Origin of the sequence: Streptomyces sp. NPDC001231 (assembly GCF_042896885.1) — a bacterium.
Lineage (GTDB): Bacteria > Actinomycetota > Actinomycetes > Streptomycetales > Streptomycetaceae > Streptomyces.
The window spans coordinates 1-16,484 of record NZ_JBIAXS010000015.1 but is presented as its reverse complement, the minus strand read 5'-3'; the positions used below and the strand labels follow the sequence as shown (position 1 = coordinate 16,484).

General features: G+C 69.2%; 13 protein-coding genes and 4 pseudogenes. 10 read left to right on the top strand and 7 right to left on the bottom strand.

Features of this window, described 5'->3' with window-relative positions:
• Positions 1–11 precede the first annotated feature (11 nt).
• Positions 12–155 carry a hypothetical protein gene (locus ACFY3J_RS19430; RefSeq protein ID WP_384180540.1) on the top strand — a complete coding sequence of 48 codons (144 nt, stop codon included), beginning with the start codon at positions 12–14 and terminating at the stop codon, positions 153–155.
• Positions 156–766: 611 nt separating this feature from the next.
• Positions 767–2,815: a spermidine synthase gene (locus tag ACFY3J_RS19425; RefSeq protein WP_384180538.1), complete on the top strand. Its 2,049-nt coding sequence runs from the start codon at positions 767–769 to the stop codon at positions 2,813–2,815.
• Between the two features lie 428 nt (positions 2,816–3,243).
• On the opposite strand, the pseudogene ACFY3J_RS19420 reads toward ACFY3J_RS19425, so the two are convergent.
• Both ACFY3J_RS19420 and ACFY3J_RS19415 read right to left on the bottom strand, forming a co-directional pair.
• Positions 3,244–3,348, bottom strand: a pseudogene (locus ACFY3J_RS19420) ((2Fe-2S) ferredoxin domain-containing protein); the annotation flags it as partial.
• A gap of 344 nt (positions 3,349–3,692) precedes the next feature.
• Positions 3,693–4,853, bottom strand: coding sequence for an FAD-dependent oxidoreductase (locus ACFY3J_RS19415; RefSeq protein ID WP_390841337.1), 1,161 nt, complete (start codon positions 4,851–4,853; stop codon positions 3,693–3,695).
• 347 nt (positions 4,854–5,200) lie between these two features.
• Here ACFY3J_RS19415 and ACFY3J_RS19410 point away from each other — a divergent pair, with 347 nt between their 5' ends.
• Complete coding sequence (locus ACFY3J_RS19410; protein WP_390841336.1) at positions 5,201–5,938, top strand: VOC family protein; 738 nt, start codon at positions 5,201–5,203, stop codon at positions 5,936–5,938.
• 14 nt (positions 5,939–5,952) lie between these two features.
• Positions 5,953–6,142: pseudogene (locus ACFY3J_RS19405) on the top strand (transposase); the annotation flags it as partial.
• 69 nt (positions 6,143–6,211) lie between these two features.
• Here ACFY3J_RS19405 and speB read toward each other — a convergent pair.
• On the bottom strand, positions 6,212–7,210 hold the full coding sequence (gene speB / locus ACFY3J_RS19400) for an agmatinase (RefSeq protein ID WP_384180532.1): 999 nt from the start codon (positions 7,208–7,210) through the stop codon (positions 6,212–6,214).
• A gap of 12 nt (positions 7,211–7,222) precedes the next feature.
• Entirely contained in the window at positions 7,223–8,587 is a 1,365-nt protein-coding gene (locus tag ACFY3J_RS19395; RefSeq protein WP_384180530.1) for an MFS transporter, read from the bottom strand.
• A 165-nt stretch (positions 8,588–8,752) separates the two neighbouring features.
• Between ACFY3J_RS19395 and ACFY3J_RS19390 the strand changes: the two genes are divergently transcribed.
• Complete coding sequence (locus ACFY3J_RS19390) at positions 8,753–10,228, top strand: PucR family transcriptional regulator (RefSeq protein WP_390841335.1); 1,476 nt, start codon at positions 8,753–8,755, stop codon at positions 10,226–10,228.
• 361 nt (positions 10,229–10,589) lie between these two features.
• Complete coding sequence (locus ACFY3J_RS19385; protein WP_384180525.1) at positions 10,590–12,101, top strand: serine/threonine-protein kinase; 1,512 nt, start codon at positions 10,590–10,592, stop codon at positions 12,099–12,101.
• Between the two features lie 200 nt (positions 12,102–12,301).
• Here ACFY3J_RS19385 and ACFY3J_RS19380 read toward each other — a convergent pair whose 3' ends face one another.
• Positions 12,302–12,988: a hypothetical protein gene (locus ACFY3J_RS19380; RefSeq protein ID WP_390841334.1), complete on the bottom strand. Its 687-nt coding sequence runs from the start codon at positions 12,986–12,988 to the stop codon at positions 12,302–12,304.
• Between the two features lie 69 nt (positions 12,989–13,057).
• Here ACFY3J_RS19380 and ACFY3J_RS19375 point away from each other — a divergent pair, with 69 nt between their 5' ends.
• A complete protein-coding gene (locus ACFY3J_RS19375) occupies positions 13,058–13,531 on the top strand; it encodes a hypothetical protein (RefSeq protein WP_384180521.1) in 474 nt (157 codons plus the stop codon).
• Between the two features lie 75 nt (positions 13,532–13,606).
• A pseudogene (locus ACFY3J_RS19370) lies at positions 13,607–13,708 on the top strand (IS5/IS1182 family transposase); the annotation flags it as partial.
• A 33-nt stretch (positions 13,709–13,741) separates the two neighbouring features.
• Here ACFY3J_RS19370 and ACFY3J_RS19365 read toward each other — a convergent pair.
• Positions 13,742–14,107 carry a hypothetical protein gene (locus ACFY3J_RS19365; RefSeq protein ID WP_390841333.1) on the bottom strand — a complete coding sequence of 122 codons (366 nt, stop codon included), beginning with the start codon at positions 14,105–14,107 and terminating at the stop codon, positions 13,742–13,744.
• Here ACFY3J_RS19365 and ACFY3J_RS19360 point away from each other — a divergent pair.
• The gene (locus tag ACFY3J_RS19360; RefSeq protein WP_384180516.1) at positions 14,098–14,766 is read left to right on the top strand and encodes a hypothetical protein; all 669 of its coding nucleotides are present in this window, start codon (positions 14,098–14,100) and stop codon (positions 14,764–14,766) included. The two genes, ACFY3J_RS19365 and ACFY3J_RS19360, sit on opposite strands and share 10 nt — an antisense overlap.
• 460 nt (positions 14,767–15,226) lie before the next feature.
• Here ACFY3J_RS19360 and ACFY3J_RS19355 read toward each other — a convergent pair whose 3' ends face one another.
• Complete coding sequence (locus ACFY3J_RS19355) at positions 15,227–15,424, bottom strand: hypothetical protein (RefSeq protein ID WP_384180514.1); 198 nt, start codon at positions 15,422–15,424, stop codon at positions 15,227–15,229.
• Between the two features lie 340 nt (positions 15,425–15,764).
• Here ACFY3J_RS19355 and ACFY3J_RS19350 point away from each other — a divergent pair.
• Positions 15,765–16,484, top strand: a pseudogene (locus tag ACFY3J_RS19350) (N-acetylmuramoyl-L-alanine amidase); the annotation flags it as partial.

The following is a 16,484-nucleotide window of genomic DNA, read 5'->3' as shown; positions in this document are numbered from 1 at the left end:
GTCATCGGACCATGGGGAGCGTGGTCGTTGGCGTGGTGTGCATCGAGCGGGTCGGATTCGTGCTGGTCGAGGCGAGAGACGGGGACCGCGAGTACGCCGCGGGTCCGCAGCTCGTCCAGGTCGGGGAGACGGACTGCGGGGAGGGCGTCGAGTAGATCGGCTTGGGCGGCGCGGATGCCGTGCGCGGTCTGGGGACCGGTGCCAAGGGTGCGGCGGGCTGTCACTCGGTCATCGTAGGCGGCGCTTCAGCCAAGGGAATGGTGGGCTCCAAGGTCAGCCGGCTTCAGTGCCTACTGAACTACAACCATGGTCACGACCTGAAGGTCGACGGAAAGTCGGATCCGGCACGGAAGTGGCAGTGAAGCAGGTGCAGTCGTGCAGTGCCCTCACCCCTGACGGACAGGTCGGTCCTGCTGCCTGGCAGGTACTGGACCATCCCAAGCCCGCCTGCGGTCACTGACCTGACGTGGAGGAACGCGCGGAGCCTCACCCACCCCACAGGGCGCTCCCCATGTCCGGGTTCCATGCTGGGATGGAAGAGCCGATGCCTGCCGCAGGTGCCCTGAGGTGGCACGATGGCATCCAGAAATGCGCCGAGCCAGGCTCCCGGTCCGCCCCAGGTCCCCGTTCGAAACGGGCCACGCGAGGGCGAAACTCCTGGACGGGGAAGCACGGGAGCAGGCGACGCCTGCCTTTCGCTGCGGCTGGGGCGGTCTGCGGCAAGTCGCCTCGACCCATCGCACCGAAGATGGCACCGTAATTGCGCGTGAAACTGATCAAAACCGGACAAGCCGACCGCTCGGTGCGCTGGAGGCTCCTGCTGGCCAGCGCCACCATGCTCTTCGTCGAGCTGGCGTTGATCAGATGGGCGGGCGCCAACGTCGTCCACCTCAGCTACTTTTCGAACTTCATCCTGCTCGGGTCGTTCCTGGGCATCGGCATCGGGTTCCTGATCCCAGCCACGCGCGGGCAATGGCTCAAACGCTGGGCACCGGTCCCGCTCGCGCTTCTCGTCATCCTGGTACGCGAGTTTCCGGTGCAAGTGCGTCAGAGCAGCGACCAGGTCATTTACTTCACCACCGTGAAGACCACCGGCCTGCCCGAGTGGGTGACGCTGCCGACCATCTTCCTCCTCACCGCAGTGATCATGGCCGCGATCGGCAAGATCACCGCCGATCTCTTCCGCCGGCTTCCCTCGCTCGATGCCTACCGTTACGACCTGCTCGGCAGCCTCTCCGGCTCGGTGTCCTTCGCCCTGCTGTCCTGGCTGCGCGCCCCGTCGGCCGTGTGGGGCGTACTCGCCGCCGCGGCCCTGCTGATCCTCGGCGGACGGCGCAACACCCTGCGGTACGGCATCCCGCTCACAGCGATGGCCGCTGCGCTGTTCGTGGAGACGACGACGGCCGGCATCTCCTGGTCGCCCTACTACAAGATCCAGCTCACGCCCTTGACGCCCACCACCCGGGGCTACAGCATCTCCGCCAACGGCGTCCCGCACCAGAACATCGCGCCGCTCCCGGTACTGATGCAAAAGAACTCGCCCTATCGGCAGGCGTACGACCAGACGCCCGGCAACCCGCACAAGCGTGTGCTGGTCATCGGAGCCGGCAACGGTAATGACGTCGCGGTCGCACTGGCGCACGGAGCGCAGCGCGTGGACGCGGTCGAGATCGATCCCCGGCTGCAGCAGATCGGCGCACAACTGCACCCCGCTAGGCCGTACGACGACCCCAGGGTGCACGTCCACATCAACGACGGACGGGCCTTCCTGGAACGGACGAGCACCAAGTACGACCTCGTCGTCCTGGCGTTGCCGGACTCGTTGACGCTGGTGGCCGGGGCGAGCAATCTGCGCCTGGAGAGCTACCTGTTCACCCAGCAGGCGTTCGAGGCAGCGCGCGATCACCTGGCGCCGCACGGCGCGTTCGCCATGTACAACTACTACCGGAAGAGCTGGCTGATCGACCGCTTCGCCGGCTCCCTCGATGACATCTACGGCCACGCCCCCTGCATGACGACGTTCAGCAAGAACGCGGCCGTGCTGGTCGCCGGGATGACGGCGGCCGACCAGTCGTGCGATCAGATCTGGCAGCCCAGCGGCGCGGTCCCGGCGGCCGCAAGCGACGACCACCCCTTCCCGTATCTGCTCCACCGGGACATTCCCACGCTGTACCTGGGCGCGCTGGGCGCGATCCTGCTGGTGACGCTCCTGGCGGTGCGCCTGACCGGGGTTCGCATCCGAGGCACAATCCGCTACACCGACATGTTCTTGATGGGCGCGGCCTTCATGTTGCTCGAGACGAAGAACGTGATCGGCTTCGCGCTCTACTTCGGTACCACCTGGCTGGTCAACGCCCTGGTCTTCATCGGCGTCCTGCTCGCCGTCCTCGCGGCGGTCGAGGTCCGGCGCCGGCTACGGCGGGTCAACCAGCTGCTGCTGCAGCTCCTGCTCTTCGGCACCCTCGCGGTGGCCTGGCTCGTCCCGGCGCACGCCGTGCTCTCGCTGCCCTTCGCCGGACGGCTCGCCGCCGCCATCGCCCTGGCCTTCGCTCCCATCTTCTGCGCCAACCTCATCTTCTCGGACCGCCTCGCGCTCGCCCCGGACCCGACATCCGCGTTCGGCGCGAATCTGCTGGGCGCGCTGACCGGGGGCGCGCTCGAATATCTGGCGTTGGTGACGGGCTATCAGGCGCTGCTGCTGGTCGTCGCCCTGCTGTACCTGGGGGCCTGCGTCGCCATGCGGTTCGCTGGGCGCGGGCCGGGCGTGCAGTCACCGCTGGCGCCGGACGAGACGGTAGCCCTCAACAGCCGATAGAGCTCGGCCAGGTTGGTGCCGGCCGGGAAGCAGTGGTCATGGCGGAGCGCAGCGGATGGCTCGCCCTCGATCAGGCGTCGACCTGCGAGGCCGCTGCCGGGTCGAGGACCTGGGCGACGCTCTCGGCCCGGCCGCCGAGCGTGTCGATCCCTTCGCGGCCTTCCGCACCCGCTGTCCGGGTAGCTGGGTTCGATGGCGGGCCCGGAGTCGCCGTGGCCGCCCTGGGTGCGATCACCCCAGCGGCCGGGCTGTCGGCGGTGCGGATGTGTCCGTCAAGGGAACCGGCAGTTGTCGAGCACAAGCACACCGACCGCCGCCAGAACCATCCGCACCTTGTGGGCGCCGTACTGGTTGAGGGCGGCTGTCGGCAGAGCCTCCACCGTCTGGCCGACGGCCTTCACGCCCATCGCTGACGGAACGGACGGATCTCAGTCCTCCACGGCTCGCCGTACGCGCCGGGACGGGCCGAACCGGTACAGGTCGAGGATGTCCGGCGGCTCGGCGAGCCCCGGCCCGCCGGCCCGCGCAGCCCACTACTTCCAACCCGCACCGGCCCCGCCGGAGCCACGAGGCAGGAGAACCCCAGCAAGATCAATCTCACCGGGGTTTCCTGTACGCCACCTACTCACATCCGTACATGGTCCGGCTGTGACCGTCGAAACACCGACGGCCGGCAGCCGCTACCGGCGTTCTTGGGACCGTTCTCGGCCAGGTCGCTCACCACGGAGGCAACCCCAGGCCGGGCCCGCGCCCGGCAGGTCCGGTGGATCGGTGCCAGGCGGGGTGCTTGGGGGACCAGAAGTAACTCATTCATTCGCGCCGGGACAGTCCGGGGGCGAGGAACCCTCGGACTGGGCCATGTTCTCGCGCTTGGCAGTCAGGAAGGCTGGACCTCGTCGAAGAGGGCGAGGGCTTCGGAGGGGTCCGGGCTCACGAGGCGTTCCAGACCAGCCATCGTGATGCTCGCCCACCTGCCGGCCCGTGCCCACATCTGTTCCTCGAAGGCGCGGACGGTCTCGTCCAGATCTCCAGGGCCGGTGGCGGCGGCGATGGACTCGGCGAGTTCGGCGCCTTCCAGCATCGCGAGGTTCGCGCCCACCCCCAACGGCGGCATCAGGTGGGCGGCGTCGCCCAGTAGCGGCACCCCGGAGACGTGGGCCCACGTGTGGGAGACGGGAAGGGCGTACAGGGGGCGGTGGACGAAAGCTGTGCCGTGGCGGAGGAGGTCGAGGACGGGAGCGGCCCAGCCGTCGAACAGGGCCACCAGGCTTGATCGCACGGCCTCGACGTCGGCCAGGCCCAGGCCCGCGCGCTGGTTCAAGCCCGTATGCCGGTCCGGGTTCGTGTGCCAGTCCAGCGGCACGCGGAACTGGGCGTATACCTTGACGTGGCCGCCGCTGTTGCGCTGGGCGACGAGCGCGCGGTTCACGCCGTACACAGCCACGGAACCGTCGCCGACCAGCCGGGCGAGGTCGGGGTGACGGGTGTCGACGTCGTCCAGAGAGGTCTCGACCAAGGTGACGCCGGTGTACTGCGGCGTCGCGGACGAGACCGCCGAGCGGACCCGGGACCAGGCACCGTCCGCGCCGATCACGAGGTCGAACGTCTCCTGTGGCCCGTCCGCGAAATGGACCAGCACGCCGTCCCGGCTCTCCGGCACTACCTCCGTCACGACCCGCCCCCACTGAACGTCCAGAGGCCCGAGCAACAGGTCACGGAGTTGCCCGCGGTCGATCTCGGGATTGGCCCGGTCACCCGGACGAGGTTGCCAGTCGCGGAGGACGGTCCCGTCCGCGTCCAGGATGCGCATGGCCTGCCCCTCGGGCCGGGACAGCGCCTGGAACTCCGCCAGCACCCCCGCCTTCTCCAGCGCCAGCTGGCCCAGCCCCTCGTGCAGGTCCAGCGTGCCGCCCGCGGGACGGGCGTCGCGGGCGGGATCGCGTTCGAGGACGGTGACAGGGTGACCATGACGGTGCAGGACGCGGGCGAAGGCAAGGCCGGCGGGGCCGCTGCCGATCACGGCGATACGGGGTCTCATGTCGATACAACGTATGGCCCCTCACCAAGCCGGTCCCGCCCCGTCACCGAACCGAAACGACGGCGTGAGCCAGCGGATGGATGATCCGCGTCGTGCTCAGCTGCGGGGCAGAAGGGCGCATGGTCGTACGGGGCGGCCGAGGAGTTGGAACACGAGGGTGCGGTGGGCGGCGTGGAGGGTGCGGACGTCCGCGCGGTCGATGTCGGGTTCGACTGGTACACCTCACCCTGGCGGCCGTTGAGCACCGTGATCAGCTCCTGGAAGCGGTGGGGGTAGTCAGTGTCCGGGTTGGCATCGCTCTGGATTTCGCACGCCTGCCCGATGGGGGATCACCTAGGGTGTGCGCCATGACGCTGCAACTTGTTCAGGTCAACTTCAAGGCCCGGGACGACTCGGCGCTCGGCCAGTTCTGGGCGGAGGTGCTCGGCTGGGGTGTTTCCAGCGAAGGGCCCGGCGTCACCAACCTGGAACCCGTGGGCTTCGACTGGCCGGACCCGTCCGCCGTCTGCATCGATCTCGTCCGCGTCCCGGATCCGGAGACGGTGAAGTACCGCGTGCACATCGAGCTCGCCACCACCTCCGACGCCCATCAGGCGGAGTTGGTCGCACGTCTGCAGGAGCTCGGGGCGACGCCCGCCGATGTGGACCAGGGCGACGCGCCGTGGACGGTGATGGCCGACCCGGAAGGCAACGTGTTCAGCGTCCTGGAGCCCCGGGAGCTCTACCGGGACACCGGGCCGATAGCCGCCGTGGTCGTCGACTGCGCCGACCCACGGGCCATGGTCCGGTTCTGGGGCGAGGCGATCGACTGGACCGTCCACGAGCTGACCGACGACCGCGCCCTGCTGCGCTCCGTCAAGGGCGTCGGGCCGTACCTGGAGTTCCGCCGCACGCCCGACGACGAGGTCGTATGGAACCGCGTCCATCTCGACGTGATGTCCGACCCCGTCGGGGATCAGGCGAGGGAGGTCGCCCGGCTCGAAGGCCTCGGCGCGACACGGGCCGACGTGGGTCAGGGTGACGTCTCCTGGGTCGTCCTGGCCGACCCTGCGGGCAACGAGTTCTGCGTCCTCGGCCGGGGCTGACGCGGAACTCCGGCGAGATCTGGCGGCAGATCCGGTCGAACAATCCGCAGGAGCGGCTGAACAAGGACATCCGCCGTCGCACCGACGTGGTCGGCGTCTTCCCCGACCGTTACCGCCGTGGTCCGGCTCGTCGGCGCGGTCCTGGCCGAGCAGAACGGCGAGTGGACCGAAGCCCGCCGCTCCACGGGCCGCGAACTCCTGGCCGAAGGTGGTGGTGCCGTCAAAGCGGTCGGCGCCTTGACGGCCCCGGTAGCTGCTCAGTCGCGTCCTGAATCAGGAGCCGTTCGCGGACCTGAGCACGGGCTTGGTGACATTGCTCTTCGTCATGAGCGTGACCAGGTCGAAGACCACGGTGGCGGCGGCGACGCTGGTGATTTCGGCGTGGTCGTATGCCGGAGCGACTTCGACCACGTCACCGCCGACGATGTTGAGTCCGTCGAGGCTGCGGAGCAGGCGAAGCAGTTCCCGGCTGTTGAACCCGCCCATCTCCGGAGTGCCCGTCCCGGGGGCGAATGCGGGGTCGAGGACGTCGATGTCGATCGAGACGTACACCGGTGCGTCGCCCACCCGTCGCCGTACGGCGTCCACCGCCCCCTCGATTCCGATCACGTCGAGGTCCCCCGCACGGATCGCGCGGAAGCCGAACGCCTTGTCGTTCACGAGGTCCATCTGGTCGTAGATCGGTCCGCGGATGCCCAGGTGTATGGACTTGTCCTCGGCGAGCAGGCCCTCTTCGAAGGCGCGGCGGAACACCGTGCCGTGTGTGATCGGGGCGTTGAAGTAGGTGTCCCAGGTGTCGAGGTGCGCGTCGAAGTGGACCAGCGCGATCGGACCGTACTTGTCCTTGGCCGCGCGGAGCATGGGCAGCGCGACGGTGTGGTCACCACCGATGGTCACGATGCGCCGGTCGGAGTGTCCCACGACGTCGCGGGCGTAGTCCTCGATCTGGGCAACCGCCTCGTCGATGCTGAAGGGCGTGCAGGGAACGTCACCGGCGTCGACGACCTGGACCGCTTCCAGTGGTGCGGTGTCGAGTTCGACATGGAACCTGGGGCGCAGGTGACGCGAGGCCTGACGGACGCCCATCGGTCCGAAGCGGGCGCCCGGGCGGTACGACGTGCCCCCGTCGAACGGCACGCCCAGGACCGCGATGTCGTAGTCGCTGACCGAGCCGATGTCGGGGATCCGGGCGAAAGTGCCCAGGCCGGCGAACCGGGGGACCTTCGTGGCGTCCAGGGCTCCGATCGGGGCGGGCCGGCTGTCGTGGTTCATCACGGTCTCCTGTCAGTTCGTAACGGTGGTGGTGAGGGAGGAAGAGGGGGGTCCGGCCCGGTGGTCGGCGCCCGCGGCGGTGTCGCTGAGCGCCCGGCCTCGGGTCTCGATGCCCCAGGCCAGCGTGACCAGGAGCCCGACGACCGACACGACGGCGCCGATGAGCAGCGGCAGGCTCTGACTCTTGGCCAGGGCGAAGGGCATCAGGAAGGTGGCCGCGGCCGATCCGATGCGGGAGAACGCCGTTCCGACCCCGACGGCGGTGGCGCGGACCTCGGTCGGGAAGAGCTCGTTGGGGTAGACCACCTCGAGGAAGCTGGAGCCTCCGGAGGCGAGGGCGAAGACGCAGACCGAGGTGAAGGAGACCCAGGTCGGCAGTCCGGGCACCAGACCGGGTATGCCCAGGGCGACCGCGATGATCCCGAAGGACCACAGCAGCAGCGCCCGGCGGCCGATCCGTTCGACCAGCCAGAGTCCGGGGATGCCGCCGATGACGAAGAGCACGGCGAGGAAGACCTCGGCGGTGTTGCCGGTGATTCCCATGCCCGCCAGCAGGTCGGGGGCGAAGGAGTAGAGCGCGAACAGCGGGATCACCTGGGCGGTCCAGAAGATTCCGACGAACAGGGTGCGCTTGACGTACGGCGGGCGGAACACCGTGGTGCAGCCGGTTCGCGCGAGCGCCGGTTCCGCGGGCAGGTCCACCACGCCGTACTGCGGACCGAAGACCTTCTTGATCGCCCGGTCGGCGTCGTCGGCACGGCCCTTGCTGAGCAGCCAGCGTGGCGACTCCGGCGTACCGAGCCGCAGGAACAGGGTCACCAGGGCGAACACGGCCGGGCTGGCGAGCATGAACCGCCAGGCGTTCGCGCCGAGTCCCGCAAGGCCCACGCCCACGACGTACGCCGCCGCGGCACCGAGTGCCCAGACGACGAAGGTCGCACCGAGCATCCGGCCGCGGAACCGCCGCGGGAGGTACTCCGCCAGCAGCGACGTGGCGATCGGGTAGTCGGCACCGATGGCCGCGCCGAGGAGGAAGCGCAGGAGCACGAGCTGCCAGACCTCCGTCGTGAAGGCGGACAACACGGAGAACAGCGCGAGCGCGGCGAGGTCGGCGATGTACATGATGTGCCGGCCTATCTTGTCGGTGACGTATCCGAAGACCGCCCCGCCCACGAAGATGCCGACCAGGCTGGCGGCCGCGACCAGCCCCTTGTCGCCGGTGGTCATGTCCAGGGCCGGCGTGAGCGTCGTGAAAGCGACACCGATGACCGCGATCGCGTAACCGTCGATGAACGGTCCGCCCGACGAGTAGGCGGTCAGTTTCTTGTGGAAGCGCGTCAGTGGCGCGTCGTCTATGAGATTCGATCGAGCAGTCATGGAGGAGTCCTTGGCTCGCGGCGGCCGTGCGGAGGTGTTGCGTCCACATGTACGCCGCCGTGACCTGCGTCGCGCAGACCCGGAGCGCTCAAAGTTCTCGACCGTGTTTATCCATTTGCACAATGCCGCTATGCGGATGGTCAGGCGCCGTCATACCGTGAGCCCATGCCGATCACGGTGGGTGAACTGCTCGAGATGCCGCATCTGCGCCTTAAGCTCCACTCAGGGGCCGACGTGCTGGACCGGCCCGTCTCGTGGACGCACACGACCGACCTGCCCGAGCCGTGGCGCTGGGTGGCCGGCGGTGAACTCCTCATGACGAACGGCAGGCCCATCCCCCGGAGCGCGTCCGGCCAGAAGGAGCTGATCCGGCACCTGGTCGATCACGGTGCCGCCGCTCTGGCCATCGGCGAGCAGATGTACGCCCCGCCACTGACCAGGCTGCTGGCCCGGACGAGCGAGGAACTGGGCTTCCCGGTGCTCTGGATCGCCTATCCCATGCCGTTCGTCGCGATCTCCCGCGCTGTCGCCGAGGCGACCCTCCTCGAACAGTCCCAGCGCCTGATCCGGACCGAACGGATCTACCAGGCGCTGCAGCAGATCTCCTCGCAGAGTTCCGGACTGACATCGCTCACGAGTGCCCTGTCCCGCGAGCTCGGCTGCGATGTCCGGGTGTGCGACCGGGCGACCGGCCACGACTGGTATCCGGGCGTCGTTCCGCTCCGCGAGGAGATCCGCATCGCCGTGGCCGAGCGTCGCGGAAGGCTCCGCGCCGGGGTCATCGCGGTCCACCTCGCCGGAGACCGTTACGCACTCCTGGTCGACGTACCGACGCATCCGGACGCGGTCCTCGTCGCCCTCCCCGAGCAGAGCGAACTGCCGGACGCGCTGCTCCTGCAGCACGCGGCTACGGTGTGTGCACTGGCGCTTTCCCAAGCCCGCCTGACGATCGAGCACGACCGCAGGAGAGGTGCAGAACTTCTGCTCCAGATCCTCGATGCGCAACTGGCGCCGGCCACAGCCCAGCAGCGGCTGGAGGAGATCGGCCTCCGGCTCGAGGAAGCAGTGTGCGTGGCGGCACGCAACGACGACGATCAGGACCTGCTCGCAACCACGCACCTCGAACTGTGGCGCTCGGCCGTCAGCCACGTCACGGTGCAGCGCGGCGGCACCTCGCTCACGATCCTTCCCGACGCCGCTGTTCCGGTGCTTGTGCAGGCCCTCGGGCAGCTCGGTCGGGCGGGCGTCAGCGATCTGATCGTCCGCGCCGACCGCATGGCCGACGCGGTACGGGAGGCCACATGGTCACTCGACATCGTGCGGGAACAGGGAACCCCACTGCTGCGGTACGCGGAGGCCGACCCACTCCTCGGCCCCCGCAACCCGGCAGAGGCACGGGCACTCGTCGATCGCGTACTGCGTCCCGTCCTCGATCTGCCGCAGGGGCAGGCCGACGAACTGCTCACGACCCTGCGGGTGTTCTTCGAGAACCGCAGGTCCTGGCAACGGACGGCCGAGGCGTTGCAAGTCCACCGGCAGACAGTGCTCTACCGCGTTCGCCGCATCGAGCAACTGACCGGGAGGCAGATCGCCGACACCGATGATCTGACCGCGCTGTGGCTCGCCCTGAAGGCCATCTGAGGACGGGGCTCTGGCGAGACCCGAAGCCTTCGCCCAACGGCTCGACGTCCGCTTCCTTGCTTGGGCGTCCGATTCAGGACGATCCGCGCCGCCCGCGCCGCCCGCGCCGCAGAAGAAGGTGCCCCCGGCTCCGTCACCTCCCACCCGGCGGGCACCCAGCCGCGGTGATAGCTCTCCACCCGAGTGGATCAAGGCCTGATAGCCTGCCGGGGCCTTGGCGATCGGGCCTCATCAGCCTTGGCTCCCAACCGGGCCACCGCACGATCAGCGGCCCTGACCGGGCGGTGTCTCATCTCGCGAACGAAATGTGCTCCCGATGCCGTGGTGAGCCGGCAGCTGCGATCCGGCATGGTGCGTACTTGTGAGTTCGGTCCTGACGGCTATGGAGAGGGCGTTCGGCGTGTTGTTGGCGGGTCGGTACCAGCTCGAGGAGCTTCTCGGCCGAGGTGGAATGGGAGAGGTCTGGCGCGCACGCGACGAGGTCCTCGGCCGCCCGGTCGCGGTCAAGCTGCTCCTGGCCGGTGGCGTTGACCCGACGGCCGCGGCCCGCTTCCACCAGGAGGCGCAGACGACCGCTCGCTTGAGCCACCCCAACGTCGTCGCCGTTTACGACTTCGGCCAGGCCGACGGCCGCCTGTACCTGGTCATGGAGATGGTCCAGGGGCGCAGTCTCGCCGAGCGGCTGGCCTCGGGGGGACCTCTCACGCCCCGCGAGGTGGCTGCCATTGGCAGCCAGACCGCCTCAGGCCTGGCCGCCGCGCACCAGCAGGGCATCATCCACCGCGACATCAAGCCTGCCAACCTCCTTCTGGTGCCGGACGGCACGGTCAAGGTGGTGGACTTCGGTATCGCCCGTCTCGCCGATGACACGGCGGCCGCGCTCACCAGCGCGGGCATGATCGTGGGAACGGTTTCCTGCCTTGCCCCCGAACGCGCCCTCGGAAAGGACGCCGGTCCTGCCTCCGACATGTACGCGCTCGGCTGCGTACTGTACGAGCTTCTCGTCGGGCACCCCCCGTTCCGCGCGGATACTCCGACGGCGCTGCTCTACCAGCATGTCCAGGAGTCGCCGTTGCCTCCGCACAGCGTGGGGGTGGAGCTTCCGGTGGAGCTCGAACAACTCGTCCTGGCGCTGCTCGCCAAGGAGCCGGAAAAGCGTCCGGACGCCGAGGGGGTTGCCGACTGGTTGTCCGCCCCCGAGAGGTGGAGTGCGGCCCTGCCTGCGGGGCTCACATCACCGTCTGCCGCGGGGCGGGGCGCCGTGGTGGACCGCACGGCCGTGCTGCCGGCCCCCACGACACGACGATCTCGCAGCCGTAGCCGCCGGCCACGCACGGCCGCGATCTCCGGGATCGCAGCGGCTGCCCTGGCGGTCGTGGGTTTCTTCGTGTTTCAGCCCGACTCCACGGACGTCGCCTCCGGTTCGCCCGTACCGCCGTCCGCCACCGATGCTGCAGTGTCGGCCACCCCGCCCGAGGGAGCTGCGCTGTCCGCCGCCGATGCTTCAGTGTCGCCTGCGCCGGAGCGTGGGTCAGCCACCGCCAGTGCCGTGGCCGTCGACGCACCCGCCGCATTGTCGGACGATCCCGGGGTGCTGCTCAGCCAGCTGTCCCAGGCGCTGAGCGACGCCGCGAACCAAGGCCGCCTCGACCCGCACCTCGCCCACGATCTGGAGGGCAAGCTCTCCGAGGCCGGGGACAAACTGGCCGAGGGCAGGGAGGAAGGAAAGGACAAGACCAAGGACGTACGCAAACGGGTCCGCGACGTCATGCACAAACTCGCTGACGCCGAGAAGCATCACGAGTTCACCAGTACCGCAGAGCTCGACCGGCTCCTCAATCACCTCGCTTCCCTGGTAGGGGATGACTCCTAGCCAGGTGTGCTGTTCCTGGACGTTGGTGACAGGCGACACGCCTGACGCAGTCCTTGAACGAGGTGAGGGCCTCCTGGGTTCGACGACGACTGGCCGTTGCGGTGGGCCGTGGAGCGTTTCCAGGTCAGCCAAGCGGTGGTCGGACCGCTACCGCCTGCTGGGCGAGGCCGGGATGCACGACCGCCGAAGGAGCCGAGTCGTCAACGTCGTGGGGCCCATGCTGTGCGCCAATCACGCCGTCCATGCGATGTGGACAGCTGGTACGGCGACAGCTGGGAGACGGCCAACTGGCTCCCGCCCCGGCAGATGGGGCAGACGCGGTGCCTGCCGCACTGGCGGCAGTTACTGCGCCCATGGGGCTCGCTGGGCACCCAGCCGCGTCCACCACAGCCGTGGCAGGCGCCGAGGCCGTCGCACTCGTAGCAGAGCACGTAGCCGGGCGTGAGGGTCTCGGGCGTCCGGACCGGCTCCGGCCACTGGAACTCCTCCGGCTCGCGCAGGGCCAGGGCGGGGGTCTGCACGCTGTAGAGCACGGCCGAGTTGTAGTCGCCCGTGCGGACTTCGATGCGGGTGCCGTCGGAGCGGCGGGCGGTGAGGACGTACGTGCGTTTCGTGCCGTCGATCTCCTCCTGAGGCCCCGCGATCTCCCAGTCGGCCGGGCTGAGCAGGCCGGCCGCCCGGGAGGCGACGTCGGCAGCGCCGATACCTTCGGGACGTTCCCCACGGAACACGGCCGAGTAGCTGTAGCGCAGAGGTTCGTGCCAGTCGGCGACGTTCGGCTCGTCGAGGAAGAGGAGGCCGAGGTCGGCGCCGGGGGTAAGGTCGTCGATCAGCTCGACGAGCTGCGCACGCAGGGCACGCCCGAGCCGGTCCAACTCCTCACGCATACCTGGTATTTCTCCCACTGGAGCCCCCCTCTCCCGCTTGATCACGGGCATCCTGTGCGGGTGAGAACGATGAGAACACAGGCAGAGGCCCGTACCCAGCTGCTACGGCACTTCACGGAGACGCTCCGTGAAGTGCCCCCGGAACTGTCGCTGGCGCTACGGCATCCGGACCTGCCCCACGCGGGCCTGCACAGTGGGGTTGTCCTGTCCGAGGACCTGAACCATCCCGATGACGGCTGGGCGACCTTCGACATCCGGTACTGGGTGCTGGGAACCACGCCGGACACCTGCGACCGGTATTTCGACCTGGTGATGGGGGTGTGGCGCGAGTGGGGCTGGGCGACGAGGGACGGAGGGGCTGCCCGGCCGAGCACGGGTTGGGCGGACACCCTTGACGGCTACTGCCTTGCACTCACGCAGAGTGTGAACGGCTACCTGAGCATGGCCGGCTCGACACCGCTGTTCCTGCGGGACTCGGTGGTGGGGGAGCCGATGCCGACGCGGATCGCTTGGCGGGACGGGGACGCGGTGTCCTCCTTGTAGTCAGGCTCGCGGAGTGAGTGGTGTGCATCGTGACGTGGCGGGTCACGGGCCTGGTGTGCGTCGGTGTCGGCGTGCTCCCACGCTCACCGCTCCGAGGCGATGATCCGCATCGCGATGATCGACCTGATGAGCCGCAGGTCCGCCGGGGAATCCACCCCGAACTGGAAGTACTCGTAGCTGCCGATTGAGGCAGGCAGAACTCGGGCACTTCTATCCGGCGGCCGGTCGACGTACCACACTCAGCCGCGCGTCTTCGCTCCTCATGGCCTGCGGCCAGCGCTCACTGATGACCACCGCCGCTTCACGGCAGGCCTCGCAGGCGTTTTCCCGCTCCGGCTGCCACCAGTAGTCAGACGGCGACATGCCGACCTCTTGGATCCCGCACAGGGTCCTGTCGATGATTCCGAAGGCGTGGGAGACGTCAGCAGACAGGCCATCCGCATCGGCCTTCTCCCAGCGCATCTCCATCGGCAGATACGGCGGCCGCCCGATCTCGAACCACTCACCACCTACATGCGTGGCGGCGTAGCACCAGGAGCAGGACCAGATCTCCTCGTGCCAAGCAGTTGGCAGCACGGGCCATCGCGACATCGCCCTCCCACACACGTCACACTCCACGAGCAGATCCTGACACGCTCACGCGGACGGTCACGGACCCTCTGAGCAACGACGCGACACCGGCACCCGCGCCCGAATTCGAGCCGCTGACGAAGAAGCGCCCCCCGTACGATTGCCACCGGATCGGCCGCGGCCGCCATCGTCGCCTCGCCGGCGTAGGCCTCGCGATCTCCGGCAACAAGAGCGACGACAAGGCCGCACCGGCCGCCAGCAGCAGCGCGCCAGACCCGACACCCAGCGCCGGCAAGGGCATCGCCCAACAGTTGGCCGACTGGAGAGACGGCGGCGGCCTCGACACCCTCAGCCCACTGACCGGCGACCTCAAAGCCGTCAGCAAAGCCTCCGACCCAGTCGACCCCGACGGCCTCCGTGACAGCTGCTCCACCCTCACCGCCGACATCGAGACCGCCCAAGAAGGCGACCCGCTCCCCGACACGGCCACCAACAAACGCTGGAGCCTCGCCCTCGAGCACCTCGGCAACTCAGCCATCGCCTGCACACTGGGCGCCGTCAGCGGCGACCAGGCATCGTTCGACCTCATGGCGTCCGAGGTGGAAATCGGCGTCAAGCACCTCAACGCCGTCAACAAGCGGCTGGACGAAGCACTGGGACAATGACGAAGTCCCCGCCCGGATCGTCTCCGAGCTGAAGATCGCCACCGCCCACGCGGTCACTGTGCTCGAAGGGCACGCCGAGCGCGACGTGTGGCTGGCTGGCCTGTCCGCCGAAACCGGGCCGACGGTGCTCGAGCGGGGCTGCTCCACCGACGACCGCGCACACCCGGGCGGTGAGAAGACGGGGGAGTGACGTCAGTCCGAGCCGGGCGGCGGCAACTCCGCGTCGTCGTCCGGCTCCGCGGATGCCGGACGCAGCGCCTCCTCGGGCGGCTTCCGCCGCGGCGACCTCTCCGCCTTCACCACCCCCGCAGCAGCCCGAGCCAACTGCGCTTGCAGCTGATCGAACGCTGCCGGCCCTGACAGCTCCCGCAACCTGCGACTCCTGCTCATACCGGCCCAACGCCCCGGCGCGTCGGACGTAACCGCAATGCACCCGAACGGAGCACCGCTGCGGTCCTGCCTACGCCGCCTCCTCCACGGCCGGTTTCCGTCCGCCGACGACTTGCCTCACCCAGCCGGGTGAGAGCCGCATCCGCGCGGCCAGCACCTCGACCGGTATCCCGCGCCGGTGTGCCGCCCGTAAGGCCACGTTCCTGCGGGCCTTCAGCCGCTCGCCCGCGACCGTCCGCTGCAGTACCACCGCCGCGTGCAGCAGCAAACCCGCACAAGGCCAGCAGGACACCCGCGTTCCCCTTCACGGACCCCGGCTGGTCGATCGTCCGGAACTGTGGTCTGAATCACTTGGCGGCTTGGGGTGTGGTGCTGCAACCCTTAGCGGATCTTAAAGGTCTGCTGGGTGGGTCGCCCCGCCCTGCCGGTGCGATGTGACCCCTTATCTCACCCCTCACGAAGGACATCGCAGATCAATCATGGGTAGACCTCGCTATATCTGGGGTACGGCTGCCGTGGTCACGGCAGGCATTGTCGGAGGGCTCTTACTGACCACAGGCTCCGACCAGTCGGGCAACGGCCCCGATGCTGACGGCAAGCCGGGTCCGGTGAGGAGCCAGGCCCTCACCGCCGAGTTGCCGACGATCGAGAACGGCACCGAGGCGACTCTGAAGCAGGAGCGGACCGAGCCGTTCAGCATGCTCGGCATCACCTGGGGCGACCCCTCGGCGCGGGTCGAGGGCACGATCGAGGCCCGCACCCGCGCGGCGGGATCCGGTCAGTGGTCGGACTGGCTGCGGCTGGACGGCAGCGGCGGCCAGGGCGAGGCGGCCGCCGAGCGCGGCGGTACGGAACCGGCCTGGGTGGGCCCCTCCGACGGAGTGGAGGTACGGGTCACCGCGGGCGGGCGTACGTCCGACCGTCTGCCTGCCGGGTTGCGCCTGGACATGATCGATCCCGGCAAGGACACAACCGGCGCCCCGAGTGGCACCGGAGCGATGGAACCGGCGGCCTTCCAGGTCGACGCGCCCGACGATCCGACCGAGTCGCCCGACCCCACCGAGACCCAACCGGCCGACTCCCCGCCGGCCGAGACACCGGCCGGCGACGACGCGACCACCGATCCGGCCGTGTCCGAGCCCCCGACCGCGCCCGCCCCGCCGAGCCAGGAGCCGAGTTCCCCCGCGCCCACTTCCAAGTCCCCGTCGCAGAGCACCGGCCCCAGCCCGAGCACCGGCGCCACCGCGCCCGCGGGCCCCCCGTCCACCGCGCCCAGGCCGACCATCGTGTCGCGGGCCGGGTGGGGCGCCGACGAGTCGATCAGTCCC